General features: G+C 72.8%; 18 protein-coding genes. 14 read left to right on the forward strand and 4 right to left on the reverse strand.

Annotated features, from left to right (window positions below):
- Window positions 1-24: 24 nt before the first annotated feature.
- The 11 genes from QRY02_RS39940 (at window position 25) to QRY02_RS39990 (ending at window position 10,926) form a co-directional block, all read left to right on the forward strand.
- On the forward strand, window positions 25-1,008 hold the full coding sequence (locus QRY02_RS39940) for a Ppx/GppA family phosphatase (RefSeq protein WP_285987909.1): 984 nt from the start codon (window positions 25-27) through the stop codon (window positions 1,006-1,008).
- A 160-nt stretch (window positions 1,009-1,168) separates the two neighbouring features.
- On the forward strand, window positions 1,169-2,854 hold the full coding sequence (locus tag QRY02_RS39945) for an Rv0497 family membrane protein (protein WP_285987910.1): 1,686 nt from the start codon (window positions 1,169-1,171) through the stop codon (window positions 2,852-2,854).
- Window positions 2,855-2,928: 74 nt separating this feature from the next.
- A complete protein-coding gene (locus QRY02_RS39950) occupies window positions 2,929-3,741 on the forward strand; it encodes a sugar phosphate isomerase/epimerase family protein (protein ID WP_285987911.1) in 813 nt (270 codons plus the stop codon).
- 133 nt (window positions 3,742-3,874) lie between these two features.
- Window positions 3,875-4,693: a thioesterase family protein gene (locus QRY02_RS39955; RefSeq protein ID WP_285994060.1), complete on the forward strand. Its 819-nt coding sequence runs from the start codon at window positions 3,875-3,877 to the stop codon at window positions 4,691-4,693.
- 467 nt (window positions 4,694-5,160) lie between these two features.
- Window positions 5,161-5,973 carry a pyrroline-5-carboxylate reductase gene (proC, locus tag QRY02_RS39960; RefSeq protein WP_285987912.1) on the forward strand — a complete coding sequence of 271 codons (813 nt, stop codon included), beginning with the start codon at window positions 5,161-5,163 and terminating at the stop codon, window positions 5,971-5,973.
- Between the two features lie 193 nt (window positions 5,974-6,166).
- Entirely contained in the window at window positions 6,167-6,382 is a 216-nt protein-coding gene (locus QRY02_RS39965) for a helix-turn-helix domain-containing protein (RefSeq protein WP_013222402.1), read from the forward strand.
- 164 nt (window positions 6,383-6,546) lie between these two features.
- Window positions 6,547-6,648, forward strand: coding sequence for a 30S ribosomal protein bS22 (locus QRY02_RS39970; protein ID WP_007030867.1), 102 nt, complete (start codon window positions 6,547-6,549; stop codon window positions 6,646-6,648).
- Window positions 6,649-6,904: 256 nt separating this feature from the next.
- Entirely contained in the window at window positions 6,905-7,951 is a 1,047-nt protein-coding gene (locus QRY02_RS39975) for an NAD-dependent epimerase/dehydratase family protein (RefSeq protein ID WP_285987913.1), read from the forward strand.
- Entirely contained in the window at window positions 7,948-9,009 is a 1,062-nt protein-coding gene (locus QRY02_RS39980) for a lysophospholipid acyltransferase family protein (protein WP_285987914.1), read from the forward strand. Before QRY02_RS39975 ends, QRY02_RS39980 begins: the two co-directional genes overlap by 4 nt.
- 34 nt (window positions 9,010-9,043) lie before the next feature.
- Window positions 9,044-10,276: a sensor histidine kinase gene (locus QRY02_RS39985; protein WP_285987915.1), complete on the forward strand. Its 1,233-nt coding sequence runs from the start codon at window positions 9,044-9,046 to the stop codon at window positions 10,274-10,276.
- Window positions 10,264-10,926 (forward strand): response regulator transcription factor, encoded by a 663-nt coding sequence (locus tag QRY02_RS39990; protein WP_285987916.1) that lies wholly within the window; start codon window positions 10,264-10,266, stop codon window positions 10,924-10,926. Before QRY02_RS39985 ends, QRY02_RS39990 begins: the two co-directional genes overlap by 13 nt.
- On the opposite strand, the gene QRY02_RS39995 is transcribed toward QRY02_RS39990, so the two are convergent.
- The 4 genes from QRY02_RS39995 to QRY02_RS40010 form a co-directional block, all read right to left on the reverse strand.
- Window positions 10,893-11,798 (reverse strand): CPBP family intramembrane glutamic endopeptidase, encoded by a 906-nt coding sequence (locus QRY02_RS39995; protein WP_285987917.1) that lies wholly within the window; start codon window positions 11,796-11,798, stop codon window positions 10,893-10,895. The genes QRY02_RS39990 and QRY02_RS39995 overlap by 34 nt on opposite strands.
- Window positions 11,799-11,912: 114 nt before the next feature.
- On the reverse strand, window positions 11,913-12,815 hold the full coding sequence (locus QRY02_RS40000; protein ID WP_235190930.1) for an HAD family hydrolase: 903 nt from the start codon (window positions 12,813-12,815) through the stop codon (window positions 11,913-11,915).
- A 110-nt stretch (window positions 12,816-12,925) separates the two neighbouring features.
- Window positions 12,926-13,996 carry a DUF5667 domain-containing protein gene (locus tag QRY02_RS40005; protein ID WP_285987919.1) on the reverse strand — a complete coding sequence of 357 codons (1,071 nt, stop codon included), beginning with the start codon at window positions 13,994-13,996 and terminating at the stop codon, window positions 12,926-12,928.
- Window positions 13,997-14,111: 115 nt separating this feature from the next.
- Window positions 14,112-14,804, reverse strand: coding sequence for a sigma-70 family RNA polymerase sigma factor (locus QRY02_RS40010; RefSeq protein WP_285987920.1), 693 nt, complete (start codon window positions 14,802-14,804; stop codon window positions 14,112-14,114).
- Between the two features lie 314 nt (window positions 14,805-15,118).
- On the opposite strand from QRY02_RS40010, the gene QRY02_RS40015 reads away from it, so the two are divergent.
- From QRY02_RS40015 to QRY02_RS40025, 3 genes are all read left to right on the forward strand, one after another.
- The gene (locus QRY02_RS40015; RefSeq protein WP_285987921.1) at window positions 15,119-16,630 is read left to right on the forward strand and encodes an AMP-binding protein; all 1,512 of its coding nucleotides are present in this window, start codon (window positions 15,119-15,121) and stop codon (window positions 16,628-16,630) included.
- A 19-nt stretch (window positions 16,631-16,649) separates the two neighbouring features.
- Window positions 16,650-16,886, forward strand: coding sequence for a glutaredoxin family protein (locus QRY02_RS40020; protein WP_285987922.1), 237 nt, complete (start codon window positions 16,650-16,652; stop codon window positions 16,884-16,886).
- 76 nt (window positions 16,887-16,962) lie between these two features.
- On the forward strand, window positions 16,963-18,519 hold the full coding sequence (locus QRY02_RS40025; RefSeq protein ID WP_285987923.1) for a molybdopterin-dependent oxidoreductase: 1,557 nt from the start codon (window positions 16,963-16,965) through the stop codon (window positions 18,517-18,519).
- Window positions 18,520-18,564: the final 45 nt, after the last annotated feature.

Raw genomic sequence — 18,564 nt, forward strand, 5'->3', positions numbered from 1 at the left:
CTGGGCCCGGTACCCTGGACCCCCGTGCGCCTAGGGGTACTCGACGTCGGTTCCAACACCGTCCACCTGCTCGTGGTCGATGCCCATCGGGGCGCCCACCCGACGCCGATGCATTCCGAGAAGACCGTGCTGCGGCTGGCCGAGCAGATCACCCCCGGCGGCGAGCTCTCCAAGGCCGGTGCCGACGAGCTGGTGACCGCGGTCGAATCCGCGAAGGAGTCCGCCGCGCGGCTCGGCTGCGAAGAGCTGATGGCGTTCGCCACGTCCGCGGTCCGCGAAGCGAAGAACTCCGCCAAGGTGCTGGCCCGCGTGACCGACAAGACCGGCGTCGACCTGCAGGTCCTTTCGGGTACCGACGAAGCGAGGCTCACGTTCCTCGCCGTCCGCCGCTGGTACGGCTGGTCGGCCGGGCAGCTGCTGGTGCTCGACATCGGCGGCGGCTCGCTCGAGGTCGCGATGGGCCGCGACGAGGAGCCGGTGCTGGCCGAATCGCTGCCCCTGGGCGCCGGCCGCACCACGCGCACCCGCTTCAAGCACGACCCGCCGACGCGCTCGGAACTCGTCGCGACGTCCGCGTGGCTGGACGACCAGCTCGCCGACCTCGCGCGCAAAGTCACCAAATGGGGTGAACCCGATCGGGTCGTGGCGACGTCGAAGACGTTCCGCTCCCTCGCCCGGCTGACCGGCGCCGCCCCCTCGGCGGCGGGACCGCGCGTCCGACGTACGCTCACCGACACCGCATTGCGCCAGCTCCTGGCCTTCGTTTCGCGGATGCCCTCGGCCGACCTCGCGCAGCTCGAGGGCGTCAGCTCGAGCCGATCGCACCAGCTCGTGGCGGGTGCGCTCGTCGCGCAGGCGACGATGCGGGCGCTCGGTGTGCCGGAACTCGAGATCTGCCCGTGGGCTCTGCGAGAGGGTGTCATCCTGCGGCGGCTGGACCATTCGAACGGCGCGGATGAGACTGGAGCCGCCCTCGTGGGGCGCTTCGGCGCACAGGAGGACCGGTGAAAGCACGCGGCTGGACTTCCCGGACGGATAACGGGCACGGTGGAGAGGTGACGGACATGCACAGGTCGGTGTACAGCGCGCGCGGCGCCGCCGGTGGGCCGTCGGGTACCACTCCGCGAGGTGCCGACAGTAACTCGGTGCGCGCAGGGGATCACCAGGTATGACGGACCAGACCGGAGGCGACCAGCCGCAGAAGACCGTGGCTGAGCTGCTCGCCCAGCACGGTGCCCAGGTCGACGGCGGACGCCGTCGCCGTCGGCGCGCCGTCGATGACGACGACGAACCCGCCACCCCGGAAGCCCCGCCCGGCGCCACCGGTTCGCACCGGCGGCCGGGCGTGAGCGACACCGGCCCGCAGGCGATCATCGACCGGGTGGCGTCCGAGGGCGCGCCGCCCCCGCCGGCACCCCCCGCGCGCCCCGCCGGACGGCGTCGCGCCGAGCCGCCGTCCCCGCCGCCGCCCGCGCCCCGCGCGGTGCCGCAGGACTCCCAGCCGCTGCCCCGGCCGGTGCCGCCGCCCCCGGCGCGGCCCGCCCCCGGCGGTGCCGAGTCCGGCCAGTACGCCCGCCCGGTCCCGCAGGAGTCCGGCCAGTTCGCCCGGCCGCCACAGGAATCGGGCCAGTTTTCGCGCCCGGCCGCGCCGGAGCCCGTGAAGCCGCGGCCGCCGGAGTCGGCCCAGCTGCCGGTGCCGCCGCGTGCCGCGCCGCGTCGCCAGCCCCCGCCGCCGCCGTCCCAGCAGCTCCCGGTGCCGCCGCAGCCGTCGCAGCAGCTGCCGACCCCGCCGTCGGCCGAGGAGACCCGGGCCGTCCCGCCGGTCCGCCGCCGCCCCGGCCCGCCACCGCCGTCCCCGCAGCTCCCGGTGCCGCCCCAGCCGTCGCAGCAGCTGCCGACGCCCCCGCCGCCCGCCGGCCCGCTGTCGGCCCGGCTCGACGGCCTCAACGGCACCCCGGACGCCGAGATCGACGTCCCGCCGGGCCCCCCGATGGCCAGCGGAACGTTCGCGACGCCGCCCGCCGCACCCGGCCGCCCGCGCCGCGCCCCGGCGCGCCGCCCGGAGCCGAAGCGCGAGGACCACACCGAGCAGTTCTCGGCGGTCCCCGACGACGAGCCGCCTGCCCCGCCGGCGCCGAAGAAGGGCAAGAAGCCCGAGCCGCCCATGCCGTCCTCGCCCGCGGGCCTGGCGAACTGGCGCAAGCGGCGGCAGAAGGAGCAGATGGAGGACACCGAGATCGGCGTCATGCCGGTGGTGCCCACCGACGCCCCGGACGACGGCTACCCCGAGGACGACTTCGAGCCCGACGGCTTCGCCCCGGAGAACAGCGGCTACCAGGCCGCCTACGACGAGGGTCCGCCGACCGGCGCGTACCCGCCGCCGATGCCGTTCGCGCCCGGCGACCGGGCCTCGCGGGCACCGATCCCGGAGGACCTCGCGCCCTACGAGCGCGAGTTCGCCGACGACGGCTACCCCGCGGACGGCCCGGACTTCGAGCAGGACGACTACGCCTACGAGCAGGGCGAAGGCTACGAAGACGACGAGTACGACGACGCGCCCGAGCCGGTCGCGGAGCCGGAACCCGCGGCTTCGCCCGGCAAGCAGTGGCTGGCACTGGCCGGCCAGCTGGCGATGGGCGTCGTCGGCGGGGCCGCCGTCTGGCTCGGCTTCAACTGGCTGTGGGTGAACATCCCGGCCGCCGCGCTGATCGCCGCCCTGCTGGTGGTCGTCGCGCTGGTCTGGATCGTGCGGAAGATCCGCCGCGCGGAAGACCTGCAGACCACGGTGCTGGCGGTGCTGGTGGGCCTGGTGGTGACGGTGTCGCCGGCGGCGTTGCTGCTCGTCGGCCGCTGAGGTGCCCGGGGCGCGGTGATCCGCGTCCCGTTAGCGGCCCGGCGGCGCCGCCCACCCACCGCGGGCGAGGCAGGATGGCGCGCGTGACAGACGAGCAGCCGGTCCCCGTCGGACTCAGCACGGCGTCCGTGTGGCCCCTCAAGGCGGGGACGGCCTTCGAGCTGGCCGCCGAACTCGGCTACGACGGCGTCGAGGTGATGGTCTGGGCCGACCCGGTCAGCCAGGACGTCACCGCGCTGCGGCGCTGGTCGCGGCGCACCGGCGTGCCCGTGCTGTCGGTGCACTCGCCGTCACTGCTGATCACCCAGCGGATCTGGTCGCCGGATCCGGTCGTGCGATTGCGGATGTCGGTCGACGCCGCCCTCGAGCTCGGCGCGCGCACGGTGGTGGTGCACCCGCCGTTCCGCTGGCAACGCCGGTACGGCGATGCGTTCGGCGATCTGGTCGCCGAACTGGAGGAGTCGAGCGGTGTCGAAATCGCCGTGGAAAACATGTTCAAGGTCCGGCCGCCGGGTGGTTCGAAGAATTCGCGCGTGTCCGCGTTCCGGCCGTCGATCGATCCGACGGACGTCGGGTTCCGGCACTACACGCTCGACCTGTCCCACACAGCGGCAGCCGAGATGGACGCGCTGGCGCTGGCCCAGCGGATGGGTGACGGTCTCTCGCACGTCCACCTGGCCGACGGCACCGGCGTCCCGAAGGACGAACACCTGGTACCCGGGCGCGGCGGCCAGCCCTGCGCCGAACTGCTCGAGAAGCTGGTCAGCAACGGTTTCGCCGGGCAGATCGTGCTGGAGATCAACACCCGGCACGCCGTCACCGCGGCCCAGCGCGTCCGCGATCTGGCCGAGGCGTTGTTGTTCGCGCGGTTCCACCTCGGGCAATAACCGCGCCGGGCGTAGCTGCTCCCGAGTGCATTTCCGCCGGTACAACCCGTAAAGTTCGGACCGTGAAACCGTCGCTCTCGTTGCTCGTCACCTGCCCCGATTCCCGAAATGGCACGGACCGTTCGTGAGCGGATTGGACGGCACCGCCGTGTCCTTCGACACGGCGAGTGCGGCGCGGTCGCTGGGGGACGGCACCTTCACCGCGGTGCTGCGTGCGGAATGGGCCATCGGGTCCCATCCGCACGGGGGTTTCCTGCTCGCCCTGCTGGCCCGGGCGGCGATCGCCGCCCTGCACGAGCGCGGTGAGCCGCACGCGGAGCCGCTGGTCGTCAGCGCGGAGTTCCTGCACGCGCCCGCGCTCGGCCCGGTGCTGCTGCGCACGGACGTCCGCAAGGTCGGCCGCCGCGCGACGGTGGTCGAGGTCCGGCTGGAGCAGCGCGGCCGCAGCTGCGTCGAGGCCAGGGTGACGACGGGACGGCTCCCGATGCGCCGCCCGGAGTGGACCGACGTGCCGTCGATGCCGGCCGAGCCGCCGCCCGGGGCGCTGGCGATGGCGGAGAGCACCGAAGGGCCGTTCAACCTGGCCAAGGGGTGCGAGGTCCGGCTGGATCCGGCGACCGCCGGCTACCTGACGGGCCGCACGGGCGAGCCGCCCCGGATGCGGCTGTGGGTCCGGCCGCGGCACAGCCTGGTCGACCCGTACTTTTCGCTGCTGGCCTCCGACGTGAACCCGCCGGTGGTGATGAACCTCGGCCGCATCGGCTGGGCACCGACGGTCCAGTTGACGGCCCTGCTGCGCACGCGCCCGGCCCCGGGCTGGCTGCGGGTGGTGGTGGAGTCGAGGTCGGTGCACGAGTCGTGGTTCGACTCGGACGCAACGGTGGTGGATGCCCAGGGGCGGCTGGTGTGCCAGGCCCGGCAGCTGGGCTTGGCCCCGGCACCGGGCGGCTGAGCCCTGGTTGCGGCGGTTCTGGTGGGCACGTGGGGCGCTCGCCGGCCCGGTTGCCCGCTGAGCGGCTTTGCCATGTTCCGGTAGTGGGCCGGTCGTCGGTCGCGGTGCGGGCGCACGCTTGGCCGTTCGAGCGGCCAGGCGCGCCCCGCTTGCCCGCTGAGCGGCTTCGCCATGCTCCGGTAGTGGGCCCGGTCGCGGTGCGGGCGCCCGCTTGGCCGTCCGAGCGGCCCGGTGTGCCCCGCTTGCCCGCTTCGCCACCTCGCTTCGGGCCGGGCGCCCTCGGCGAGCGCGCGCGTTCGCCCTCGTTCGGGCGGCCTCCCGCTTGCCACCTCTCGCTTTGGTACCGGGCGCCCTCGGCGGCGCGCTCCACCCCGTCCCGAGCGGTCCGGTGCGCCTCGCCGCCCGCCCCGCTCCGCGACCTCGCCCCGGCACTCGGCGCCCCCGGCCGGTTTGGCACGCTTGGGTCCATGACGGTCATCGCGGTGCTGGGTGCGGGCAAGATCGGTGAGGCGTTGCTGTCGGGGCTGCTGCACGGCGGCCACGAAGCAGGCGACCTCCTCTTCACCGAGCGGTACCCGGCGCGCGTCGAAGAACTGACCAGCCGCTACGGCATCCGGGGCGTCGAGGTCGAGGAAGCCGCCAAGCGGGCCGACGTCCTGGTGGTCGCCGTCAAGCCGCAGGACATCGAGCCCGTTCTCGATGAACTCGCGCCGCTGCTCGGGCCGTCTTCGCTCGTCGTCTCGCTCTGCGCCGGGCTGCCCACCTCGCTCTACGAACGGCGGCTCGCCGAGGGCGTTCCCGTCGTGCGGGTCATGCCGAACACGCCGATGCTCGTCAACGAGGCCATGAGCGCCATCTCCGCCGGGCGGTACGCCACCGCCGAGCACCTCGCCGTGGTGCGGGACCTGCTCTCGCACGTGGGGCAGGTCGTCGAGGTGCCGGAAGGCCAGCAGGACGCCGTCACCGCGCTGTCCGGGTCCGGGCCCGCCTACTTCTTCTACCTGGTCGAAGCCATGATCGACGCCGGGATCCTGCTGGGCCTGCCGCGGGCGCTCGCCGGGCAGCTGATCATCCAGTCGGCCGTCGGCGCGGCGAAGATGCTCGCCGAATCCGACGAGCACCCCGTGCTGCTGCGCGAGGCCGTGACGTCGCCGGCCGGGACGACCATCAACGCCATCCGCGAGCTCGAGAAGCACGGCGTCCGCGCCGCGCTGCTGGCCGCCATCGAGGCCGCGAAGGACCGCTCCGTGGAGCTCGGGAAGGCCCACGACGAGGACTGATTTCCCCGGAAAGGGCGATCGCCGGGGTCTTGCACGCGCGGGTGCTTGTGCGTTAGCGCTGGTAGGAGCCCATCTCGGTGACAGGCGTCGCATTAGTCCCACCAGTCCCGCTACTCTCGATAGAGCACGTGCGTGTCGATACCACAGGTGGGGAAGCCTCGTGGCGCGACACGTGTCGAAGGACGCGGTAAACATGTCGCCGAACAAAAAGGAGGATTTGCCCGCCGTCGGGCAGGTCCAGTTCTTGACGGTCGCCGAAGTGGCCACGCTGATGCGGGTCTCCAAGATGACCGTCTACCGTCTCGTGCACTCGGGTGAGCTGCCCGCCGTCAGGGTCGGGAAGTCCTTCCGGGTGCCGGAGAAAGCAGTGCACGAGTACCTCCAGGGTGCCTACTACGACGTGGGCTGAACCGGCTCGGGCACGCCGTGGCCAGCGGCGCGCAGCGCTACGACGTGCCCGCCGACCGGCCCGCCACGGGTGACGGGTAACCTGGAAAACCGCTCGTGCCTGTGCGCTCCACCCGTTGGACGCTGCGCCGGGCAGCGTGACCGACGTCGACCTAAGGAGCGCCCATGGGCTCTGTGATCAAGAAGCGCCGCAAGCGCATGTCGAAGAAGAAGCACCGCAAGCTGCTTCGCCGCACGCGAGTGCAGCGTCGCAAGGCCGGCAAGTAAGACCTGCTGAGCGTGAGCGTGGCCCGTCCAGTCTCTGGACGGGCCACGTCCATGTGGTGGGCACGTCCGCCCGTTCGAGTGAGGCGTTCGTCGCTTTCCGGGGAAACCGGTGTTAATAGCACGTGAGACACCCCTGAGCTACCACTGAAGAGCGGTAACATCTCAACGGCGTCCGCGCGATGCTTCCAGTGAGTGCAGGTTCGCGCGCCTCGGGTGACCGTCCACCCCCCACTTGCCCTACGCCGCAGGGAGTCGCATGCCGTCGAACATCGTGCTCGTCACCGGGGTCGCCGGGGAACTGGGCGGGAAACTGCTCGCCCGGCTGGGCAACAACCCCGACTTCGAACGGGTCATCGGTGTCGACACGGTCCCGCCGGACAAGGCGGTCCTGCAGCGCATGGGCCACGCGGAGTTCGTCCGCGCGGACATCAGGAACCCGCTGATCGCCAAGGTGATCAGCACAGCCGCGGTCGACACGGTGGTGCACGCGTCCTGCACCGCGCACCCGGCCGGGCCGGGCCGCCGCACGGCGATCAAGGAAGTCAACGTCATCGGCACCATGCGGCTGCTCGCCGCCTGCCAGCGGTCCCCGCTGGTCCGGAAACTGGTGGTCAAGTCGACGGCGGCCGTCTACGGCGCCGGCGCCCGCTCGCAGGCGGTGTTCACCGAGGACTCCGAGCTCATCCCCACCTCGACCAGCGGGTACGCGAAGGACGCCGTCGAGATGGAGGGGTACGTGCGCGGCCTGGTGCGCCGCCGCCCGGACATCACCACGACGCTGTTCCGCTTCGCCAACATCATCGGCCCCGAGACCGACACCGTCCTCGCGCGCTACTTCGCGCTGCCGGTGGTGCCGACGGTCTTCGGCTACGACGCGCGCATCCAGCTGCTGCACTCGTCCGACGCGTTGTCCGTGCTGGAACGGGCGACCTTGACCGACAAACCCGGCGTGTTCAACGTCGGTGCGGAGGGGGTACTCACCCTCTCGCAGGCGATCCGGCGAGCCGGCCGGGTCGAGCTGCCGATGCCGCGGAGCGTGGTGCCGTCGGTCGGCAAGGTCCTGCGCGGCGCTCGCGTCGTGGACTTCTCCGCCGACCAGGTCCGGCTGCTGAACTTCGGCCGGGTCGTCGACATCGCCAAGCTGAAGCAGGAGTTCGGCTACACCCCGCGGTGGACCACGCGTGAGGCGTTCGACGACTACATCGTGGGACGCGGGCTCCGCCCGGTGCTCGACGGCGGCAAGCTGGCCGGACTGGCCGGCAAGGTGCTCGTCGCCGCCGCGACGGGGCAGGCGAGCCGGTGACCAGGCTGCACGACTGGGACGACTTCGGAAGCGAGGCGGGAACGGTGGGCGGTGCCGAGGCGCAGGTCATCCCCCTGCACGGACCGGGCCGGGAGAAGCCCGAGGCGGTGACGGCGGAGCGCGACCTGCGCGAAGAGGAAGCAGCCCGGGCGGATGCGCCGGTCGTCGCCTTCCCCGGTGGCATCGAGCGGACGGCACCGGACGAGCCCTCGTTCGAAGAGTCACTTTCGGATGCGGCCCGCTCCGCACTCGGCTTCATCCGCGACCGGCTGACCGGTGACTACACGGTCGACGAGTTCGGCTTCGACGCCGAGCTCACCGAGGCGGTGTTCCTGCCGCCGCTGCGCGCGCTGTACAAGAAGTGGTTCCGCGTCGACACCCACGGTGTCGAGAACCTCCCGGCGGCCGGTGGCGCGCTGCTGGTGTCCAACCACTCGGGCACGATCCCGCTCGACTCCCTGATGACGGCGGTGGCGGTCCACGACGAGACCGGCGGCCGGCACCTGCGCGGCCTCGGCGCGGACCTGGTGTTCCAGGTGCCGCTGGTGGGGTCGTTCGCCCGCAAGTCCGGCCAGACGCTGGCCTGCCACGCGGACGCCGAGCGCTTGCTGCGCAAGGGCGAGCTGGTCGGGGTGTGGCCGGAGGGCTTCAAGGGCGTCGGCAAGCCGTTCGCTTCGCGCTACAAGCTGCAGCGCTTCGGCCGCGGCGGGTTCGTGTCGGCCGCGCTGCGCGCCGGCGTGCCGATCATCCCGGTGTCGGTGATCGGTGCCGAGGAGATCTACCCGAAGCTCGGTGACATCAAGGTGCTGGCCCGCATGCTGGGGCTGCCGTACTTCCCGGTGACGCCGTTCTTCCCGATGCTGGGCCTGCTGGGCGCGGTCCCGCTGCCGACCAAGTGGAGCATCGAGTTCGGCGAGCCGATCGCGACGGATTCCTACGGCCCGGACGCCGTCGACGACCCGATGCTGGTGTTCCAGCTGACCGACCAGGTGCGGGAGTCCATCCAGCAGACGCTGTACCGGCGGCTTTCGCAGCGGAAGTCGGTCTTCCGCGGCTGAACCACCCCCGGCCCGGTGCTCTATCCTCTCCGGGATGTCCACCGAGGACGCCCGTCCGTGGCACCTGGTCGTCCGCGCTCGTGCCGCGCTGGACGCGTTGGAGCGGCTCGTCGTGGGCATGGGCACCGCCGTGCTGGCGGTCGCCGCCTCGCTGTGGCTGCTCGGCACCGCGGCGCTGTGCGTGGCCGGAGTCGGCATCCTGCTGGTGCCCACTGCCCTGCGCTTGGTGCGCACCGTCGCCGATCGGGAGCGGACGCGGCTGGAGGTCCTCCGCCCGCCACCGGTGCCGCGGAAACTGCGTGCCGCCCTCGCCCAGCCCTCCTTCCGGCGCGAACTGGGCTGGCTCGTCTGCCACAGCACCCTGGGGTTGCTCCTCAGCCTGACCGCCCTCACCCTGGCCGTCGACGTCATGCACGACGCGTCGTTCCCGGCGTGGTGGTGGTTCGTCTCGCCGGGCGACGCCACTCCGGCTCAGGGGTTCTTCACGGCGACGGACTGGGGCGACGCCGTTCTGGTCTGCCTGTTCGGCCTCGCGACGCTGGTCGTCTCGGTGCTGGTCATGCCGCTGCTGGCCCGGTGCCAGGCGTGGCCGGGCCTGCGGCTGCTGGCGCCGGACCGCGGGACCGACCTCGCGTTGCGCGTGGCCGAGCTCACCGCCACGCGCGCGGCCGCTCTGGACGCCCACGCCGTCGAACTGCGCCGGATCGAACGGTCTTTGCACGACGGCACGCAGAACCGGCTCGTCGCGGTGAACGTGCTGCTGGGTGCGGCGAAGCGGGCGCTGGCGCGGGATCCCGCCGCCGCCGAGGAGATCCTCGGGCGGGCCCAGGACGCCGGCGAGCAGGCGCTCGCCGAACTGCGCGGGGTCGTGCGCAGCATCCTGCCGCCGGTGCTGACCGAACGCAGCCTCCCGGACGCGCTCAGCGCGCTGGCCGCCGACTGCCCGGTGACCTGCCGGATCGATGCCGATCTGCCCGGCAGGTCCGCGGTCTCGGTCGAGGTGACCGCCTACTTCGTGGTCGCCGAGGCGCTCACCAACGTCGCCAAGCACAGCGGGGCGAAGGCAGCCACGGTCCGGCTCCGCCACGACCGCGACCGGGTGCGCGTGGAGATCACCGACGACGGCCGCGGCGGGGCGGACGAGGAAACCGGCTCCGGGCTCACCGGCATCCGGCGCCGCGTCGAAGCCCACGACGGGACGTTCGCGCTGGCCAGCCCGGCCGGCGGACCGACGACCCTGGTGGTGAGCCTGCCGTGCGGATCGTGATCGCCGAGGACGACCTGCTGCTGCGCGAGGGCGTTGCGATGCTGCTGCGTGCCGAGGGGGTCGACGTGCGGGCCGCCGTGGCCAACGCCGACGACTTCCTGGCCGCGGTGGACGAACACGCGCCGGATCTGGCCATTGTGGACGTCCGGATGCCGCCGACGCACACCGACGAGGGGATCACGGCGGCCGTCGAGGCCCGCCGCCGGCAGCCAGGGCTCGCTGTGCTCGTGCTCTCCGCCTACGTGGAGCAGGCGTTCGCCACCGAGCTGTTCACCGACGGCGGCGCCCGGCTCGGCTACTTGCTCAAGGAGCGCGTCGGCCGGGTCGAGGAGTTCCTCGACGCCCTGCACCGGATCGTGGACGGCGGCACGGCCATCGATCCGGAAGTCGTCGCCCAGCTGCTGACGCGCAGCCGCCCGGACAACCGGCTCGAGCGGCTCAGCGCGCGAGAGCGCGAAGTGCTGGCGCTGATGGCCGAAGGCCTGGGCAACAGCGCGATCGCCGAACGGCTCGTCGTCACCGACGGCGCCGTGCACAAGCACATCCGCAGCATCTTCGCGAAACTCGACCTCGCGCCGGCCGACCGGGCCGACCGCCGGGTGACGGCGGTGCTGCACTACCTCAGGGGCACCGGCGTGGTCGGCCGGTAGCCGAGGCGGCACCGGGTCGCGACGAGCAGCACGAGCGCCACCGCGGTCGAGGCCAGCAGGAACGCGTCCGTCGTGTCGTGGATCGACAGGCCGGGGAACATCTCCGACCACGCCAGCGAGAAGAAGTTGTTCACGCTCGTGTGCAGCAGCATCGCCAGCGGCAGGCTCTGGCCGGTGCGGTTGAACACCCACGTCATGATGATGCTGAACGTGACGCAGGTGGCGATGAACTCCAGCGGCGTCAGCCAGGTGACGTCCGGCCAGCCGCCCCACTCGGTGAAGAACAGGGGCAGGTGCCACACACCCCACAGCGGGCCCAGGATCAGCGTGCCACCCAGCGGCCCGTAGCGCTGCTGGAGCCGGGGGAGGGCGAAATCCCGCCAGCCCGGCTCCTCGGCCAGGCCCGTCGTGAGCAGCTGCAGGATCAGGCCCGGCACGTAGGCCACCAGCGTCGCCACCGCCGGCACCACGGGGTTCCGCTCCGACAACGCCACCGTGGCGATCGTCAGCGACACCGGCACGCTGAGCACCACCCCGACGTACCAGAGCCAGCTGACCCGCCACTTGAACAGCCGCCCGGTCCAGCGGCGGAGCCCGGTGCGCCCGTCGGCGACCGCGGTCACGAAGAACGCGGCACCGATCGGACCGAGGTAGGCGCCGGGCAGGACACCGGCGAACTGCGCGGTGCCGAGCACCTCAGGGAAGCGGAAGTGCAGGACCCCCAGCCCGTTCTCCGACAGGATGTACGGCGCCCACGCGACCCAGCTCAGCAGGTTGGCCAGGACGAAGAACCACGTCAGCGGACGGCGGCGGATGCCGTCCCGCCAGCCGCCGCCGGTTCGTTCCTCTTCGATGTCCACACGGGTCGCCACCACACTGTCCCTTCGGGAAGGCCGCTGTTTCCGGTGGACGAAGCACACCAGTCGGCGGCGGGTGGGTCACTCCCGCGGACACCCGGAAGGCCGGTACAGCAGGCTGTACCGGAGTCAGCGGCGGCGGTAGGCCATGCCCGCCGCCACGGCACCGGCCAGCGCCCCGGCCCCGAGCACCGAAGGCACGCCGATCTTCGCCGCCTTCCGGCCGGTCCGGAAGTCGCGGATCTCCCAGCCGCGGGCCCGGGCCACGTCCCGCAGGCCGCCGTCCGGGTTGACCGCCACCGCGGTGCCCACCACCGACAGCATCGGGATGTCGTTCGCCGAGTCCGAGTAAGCCGTGCAGCGCTTGAGGTTCAGCCCCTCGCGGGAGGCCAGGGCCCGCACCGCGTGCGCCTTCGCGCGGCCGTGCAGCAGGTCGCCGACCAGGCGGCCCGTGTACACGCCGTCGCGGGTCTCCGCGACCGTGCCCAGCGCGCCGGTGAGACCCAGGCGGCGGGAGATGATCGCCGCCAGCTCGATCGGGGTGGCCGTCACCAGCCAGACGCGCTGGCCCGCGTCCAGGTGCATCTGGGCCAGCGCGCGCGTGCCGGACCAGATCTTGTCCGCCATCAGCTCGTCGTAGATCTCTTCGCTGATCGACGTCAGCTCCGCCACCGTGCGCCCGGCCACAAAGGACAGTGCGCGCTCGCGGTGGGTCTTGATGTCCTCTTTGTTCTCGCGGCCGCCGAGCCGGAACTTGATCTGGCCCCAGACGAACCCGGCCAGGTCCGACGACGTGAAGAACTTGCGCGCCGCGAGCCCGCGGGCGAAGTAGAAGATCGACGCGCCCATCATCATCGTGTTGTCGACGTCGAAGAACGCGGCCGCGGTCAGGTCCGGCGGGGCCGGCGGGGCGGGGGGCTCGGCGGCTTCGGAGACCACACGGGCGTGGGCAGCCTCGGCCGACGCCTCGCCCGCGAGCGCGGCGAGCCGTTCCAGCTCCTGACTCTTATCCCTGCCACGCCAAGCTGACACGCACACCGCCTCCACGTCTGCCCACGTCTGGCCACGTCCCTGCGAACGTCCGGGTCCTTCGCACAGCGTAGCGAGCCGCCCACCGCGCCGTCGCAGGTGTGGGCCGGACCTCAGCCGATCACGATCGGCGGCAGGCCCGGCAGCAAAGGCGGGATCGACACCAGCGGCGGCGGGGGTGTGGTGGTGGTCGTCACCGGCGGCCGGGAGGTCATCGACGGCTGGCCGAACACCGGGGGCGGCGTCACCCCGCCGGTCGGCGCGGGGATGCCCGGGGTCGCCGCGGCGTCCGACGGCGGCAGCTGCGTGCCCGTCGCGGTCGGTGACGTGCTCTCGTGCGACGAGGGCGCGACCGGGGCCGACGTCGGCTGGCTGCCGGCGGACGGGAGGGGCCGCTGCGTGCACTCGCCGGTCGCCGGGAGCGGGCCCAGCTCGTCGGCCGTGCCGGTGGTGATCTGGTAGCAGTTCATCCGGGCCACCAGGCCGCTGGTGCGCTCCTGGACCTTGCCCAGCAGATCCCGGACGTCGCCGAACACCGGCGCCGCGTCGGCCGGGAGCGGCTGCGCGCCCAGCCTCGCCGCCTGGTTGCGCGCCCACAGCCGGACGTCGGACAGCGCCTGCGTGCCGGCGCCGTCGCTGGTCGCCGCGGCGGACATCTGGGCGACGCCGGCCTGCAGGTCGGCGGCGAAGTCGTCGTACGCGGTCCGGTAGTCCGCTTCGCCCGCGCCTTCGGCGGCCAGCTCGCCGAGTTCGGTGATCCGGTTGGTGGCGAATTCGAGGTGCTTGCGCGCCTTCTCCTGGTCACCGAACGTCAGGCCCAGCGCGGTCGACTCGCCGGCGCGCTTCACGTTGTAGAGCGGGTCGCCGGGCAGCGCGGTGCGCGAGAGCACCAGCGTCAGCCCCGAGAGGACGAGGAAGAGGAAAAGCGCGGCGGCCACCAGGTCGGCGGTCCGCGGCCGCCACCTCCGACGTGGGGTGGTGGCCGCCGCCGTCTCCAGTCGGCCGGCGATCTCCGCGCGGATCCGCTGCCGGGTTTCCAGGTCCGGGGCCCCGGCCGCGCCGAGCTCGCGCAGCGCGCCGACGAGCGCGAGTTCGTCGGCGAACTCGTCGTCGCGGCGTACCGGCGAGGGCTCCAGGGCGCGCGCGAACCGCTCGCTCTCGGCTCGCTCACGCGCAAACCTCACGGTCCTGCTCTCCATCCCGGGCTTCGGCCGGTCCTGACACCGGTCTGCGTGGGGTAACGATCCAGAAGCCGCCAGGGTTACCGGTTTCGGCCGAAGAACGGAAAAGTTCGCGGGTTCAGCGCAATCCGGTGGGCAGGAGTTGTGCCAATCGGCGTACGGCGCGGTGCTGGAGCGCCTTGATCGCCCCTTCGTTGCGGTTCATGATCTCGGCCGTCTCGGCCACGGACAGGCCCTGCAGGAACCGCAGGACGATGCATTCCCGCTGGTCTTCGCCCAGTTCCGCGACGCAGCGCAGCAGCTCGGCCCGGGTGGCGCGGCTGATCGCCTCCTGCTCGGGGCCCACCTGGGCGGTCGCGCCGACGCTGAAGGGCGCCGAACCGGGCTCGGTCACCTCGTCGGTGACCACTTCGAGCTTGAACCGGCTCGACTTCACGTGGTCGAGCACGAGGTTGCGGGCGATGGTGACGAACCAGGCGCCGACGTCACGGCCCTGGTAGCTGACCGACGTGATGCGGCGCAGCGCGCGCAGGAACGTCTCGCTGGTGACGTCCTCGGCGAGGTCGCGGTCACCGAGCCGGAACAGCACGTACCGGTAGACGACGTCGACGTACCGGTCGTAGAGCCGGCCGAAGGCGGACGAGTCGCCGTCCTGCGCGGCCCGCACCAGGTCCCAGGCTTCGGCCTTCGCCGCCTCGGCGCGCTCGTCGTCGGCCGCCTGCCTGCTCAGCGGCACGGCCGACGTACGTCCGAAGACGCGCTCGGCGAACATGAAGACGGGCCCGCGGCTGACGGCGGTCGGGACGGTCATCGGGCGGCACCTCCGGCGGTGGCTTCGACCCAGCGGGCCTCGGTACCCCCGGAATCCGGACGAGCAAGGACCGGCCGGCTCGCATGCCCCACGACCTCGTGGGCAGGCAAGTTCCTCACGGCGACTCCCTCTCTCCGGTCGCGACGGTGATCAACAACACCGGCGCGACGCAGTGCAGCATACGTGTAGTTACCGCTAAGTAGGTAGTGGTTCCGGGGTTGCGCAGACGCGACGCCGGCGGTCAGCACCCATGACGTCGCTTCAGATGACAGACTTGCAACGGTTCGCGCCGGGCGAGGAGAGGTGGGTCGCGGGTGAGTGCTCCAGAGGGGACGCAGCCGGGGGTCGGCGGGCTGCTCACACGGGCCGCGGCCACCTGGCCGGAGCACCCGGCCGTGCTCGAAACCGGCACCGGACGCGGCCTGACCTACCGCCAGGTCGAGGCGGCCGCCCAGGCCCAGGCCCGCCGGCTGGCGGACGCGGGTGTCGAGCCGGGGGACCGGGTCGGGCTGCGGCTGCCGACGTCGGTGGACTTCGTGGTCGCCTTCTTCGGCGCGCTGCGGGCGGGGGCGGTCGTCGTGCCGCTGTCGCCGCAGGTGCCCGGGCCCGAGCTCGCGAAGCTGCTCGAGCACAGCGGCGCGAAGGTCGTCGTCCAGCGCGACGCGGACGAGGACCTCACGGACGGCGTGAGCGGTCTCACGCCCGTGGGTGACCCGGACGGAGGAGGCGAGTTCGCCGACGCCGGCCGGTCCGGGGAGGACATCGCGGTCGTTTCGTACACCTCCGGCACCACCGGGCCGCCGCGCGGGGTGATGCTGTCGCACCGCGCGCTGCTGGCGAACCTCGAGCAGATCAGCACGGTCGAGGGCGTCCTCGAACACGACGACCGCGTGCTGATCACCATCCCGCTCTTCCACGTCTACGGCCTCGGGCCCGGCCTGCTGCAGGCGACCGCCGTCGGCGCCACCGCGGTCCTCTCGGAGCGCTTCGAAGCCCAGCGGACGCTGGACGATTGCGCCGGGCACCGCGTCACGTCGATCACCGGCGTCCCGACGATGTACGGCGAGTTCGCCGCCCTCGGCGCCGACGAGCTCCGCCGCGGCCTGGCCACCGTGCGGCGGATGACGTCGGGCGCCGCGCCGCTGCACCCGAAGGTGCTGACCGCCATCCGCGAGGCCACCGGCCTCGACGTCTACGAGGGCTACGGCCTCACCGAATGCGCGCCGGTGGTCACGTCGACGCTGGTCACCGGCTACCCCAAGCCGGGCTCGGTCGGGCGGCCGCTGCCCGGGATCGAGCTGCGGCTGGTGGACAGCGACGGCACCGACCAGGCCGTGCCGCTCGACCCGGACGACGTCGACGACGTCTTCGAAGCCGAGGGCGAGACCGGGCTGGTGTCGATCCGCGGCGCCAACCTCTTCTCCGGGTACTGGCCCGACGGCGGCCACGGCCCGGACGACGAGGGCTGGTTCCGCACCGGCGACGTCGGCTACCTCGACACCGACGGTGACCTGCACCTGGTCGACCGGGCCAACGACCTGATCATCGTCAACGGCTTCAACGTCTTCCCGCGCGAGGTGGAGGAGGTCATCGGGCAGCTGCCCGAGGTGGCCGAGGCCGCGGTGGTCGGCGTCGTCGACGAGCGCAGCGGCGAAGCGGTCAAGGCGGTCGTCGTGCCGGCGGCCGGGGCGGCGCTGTCCGAACAGCAGGTCACCGACCACTGCGCGGCCCACCTGGCCGGGTACAAGGTGCCGCACCTGGTCGAATTCGCCGAGTCGCTGCCGCACTCGGCCACCGGGAAGCTGCGCCGCCTGCGGTTGCGGTAGGTGCGGTAGGAAGGACGGCATGGCGCACGAAGTGACGGTGATGGGCCGGGCCGGTTGCCACCTCTGCGAGGTCGCGGAGGCGGACGTCGCCCGGATCTGCGGCGAGCTCGGCGTCGCCTGGAAGGCCGAGGACGTCGACACCGACCCGGAGTGGCGCGCGGAGTACGGCGACCGCGTCCCGGTGATCCTGGTCGACGGCGCCGAGCACGGGTACTGGCGCGTCGAAGAGGACCGGCTCCGGCGCGCGCTCACCTGATCCCGGCGGACAGCCGTAACACGTCCGTAAGCCACATCGGGCAGCCGCGGCGGCCGCGCGCTCCGAAGATGGAGACGTGAGCACTCTGCAGGACGCGCCCCCCGAGGCGCCGCGCCGGCTTTCGCTGCCGGTCGCGACGCTGATCGGCCTCCTCGCGCTGGCCGCCGCCCTGGGCGTCGGCCACCTGGTCGCGGGCTTCGTCGGGTATACGGCGTCGCCGTTCATCGCGGTGGCCAACTACGTCATCGACCACAGCCCGACCGCCATCGTGAAGTGGGCCGAGCGGACGCTGGGCACCTGGGACAAGCCGGTGCTCAAGCTCGGGCTCGCGGTCGTGCTGGTCCTGTTCGCGCTGCTCGCCGGGCAGCTTTCGCGCCGGACGCCGCGGGCCGGGCAGGTGCTCGTCGGCGTCCTCGGCGCCGCCGGCGTCGCGGCCGTGTACGTGCGCAGCGACCTCGGGCAGGTTTCGCTGCTCGCGCCGGTCGCCGCCCTGGTCGCCGGGCTCGCGGTGTTCACCTTCCTGCACCGGATCGCGCTGCCGGTCGACGTCGTCGACGAGCGGGGGTTCGACCGCCGCAAGTTCCTGCGCGCCGGGGTCGGCGTCGCCGCGGGATCGGGGATCGCGGCCGTCGCCGGCCAGGTCACCGGGACCAGCTCGAACGCCGAGGACTCGCGGGCCGCCGTCGGACCGCTGGTCCCCGCGCGCACCGCGCCGCCGCTGCCCGCGGACGCCGACTTCGCGAAGCTCGGCTCACCGCCGTTCCTCACGCCGAACGCGGACTTCTACCGCATCGACACCGCGCTCGTCGTGCCGCAGCTGCGCACCGAGGACTGGAGCCTGCGCATCCACGGGATGGTCGACCGCGAGGTCACGTTCTCCTACGCCGACATCCGCAACCGGCCGCTGGTCGAACGCCGGGTGACGCTGACGTGCGTGTCCAACGAGGTCGGCGGGCCGCTGATCTCGAACGCGACCTGGATCGGCGTGGGCCTCGCCGACCTGCTCGGGGAGGCGGGCGTGCAGGCGGGCGCGCAGCAGATGTTCGCCACCAGCGTCGACGGCTGGACCTGCGGGACCCCGGCGAACGTCGCGCTCGACCCGGCCCGCGGCGCGATGCTGGCGATCGGGATGAACGGCGAGCCGCTGCCGGTCGAGCACGGCTTCCCGGCGCGGATCGTCATCCCCGGCCTGTACGGCTACGTGTCGGCGACGAAGTGGGTCGAGTCACTCGAATTCACCCGGTGGGATGCCCGGCAGGCGTACTGGCTGAGCCGGGGGTGGGCCGAGCAGGCGCCGATCAAGACCGAATCGCGGATCGACACGCCGAGCGGGTTCGCCGGCGTCACGGCGGGCAAGGTCCGGCTGGCCGGCACGGCGTGGGCGCAGCACACCGGCATCGCGAAGGTCGAGGTCCGGCTGGACCAGGGCCCGTGGCAGCCGGCGACGCTGGCGGCGGAGGTGAGCAAGGACACCTGGCGGATGTGGTGGATCGAGCTCGACGTGCCGAAGGGCACGCACCAGGCGTCCGTCCGGGCCACCGATCAGGACGGCTACACGCAGACGGAGAACCGCGCGGACCCCGTGCCGGACGGCGCCACCGGCTGGCACTCGGTCACCCTCGACGCGCACTGATAGCCGGCGGAGCTCCGCCGCCGCGATCGGTCCGGCGGAGCCGCT

Source organism: Amycolatopsis sp. DG1A-15b (assembly GCF_030285645.1).
GTDB lineage: Bacteria > Actinomycetota > Actinomycetes > Mycobacteriales > Pseudonocardiaceae > Amycolatopsis.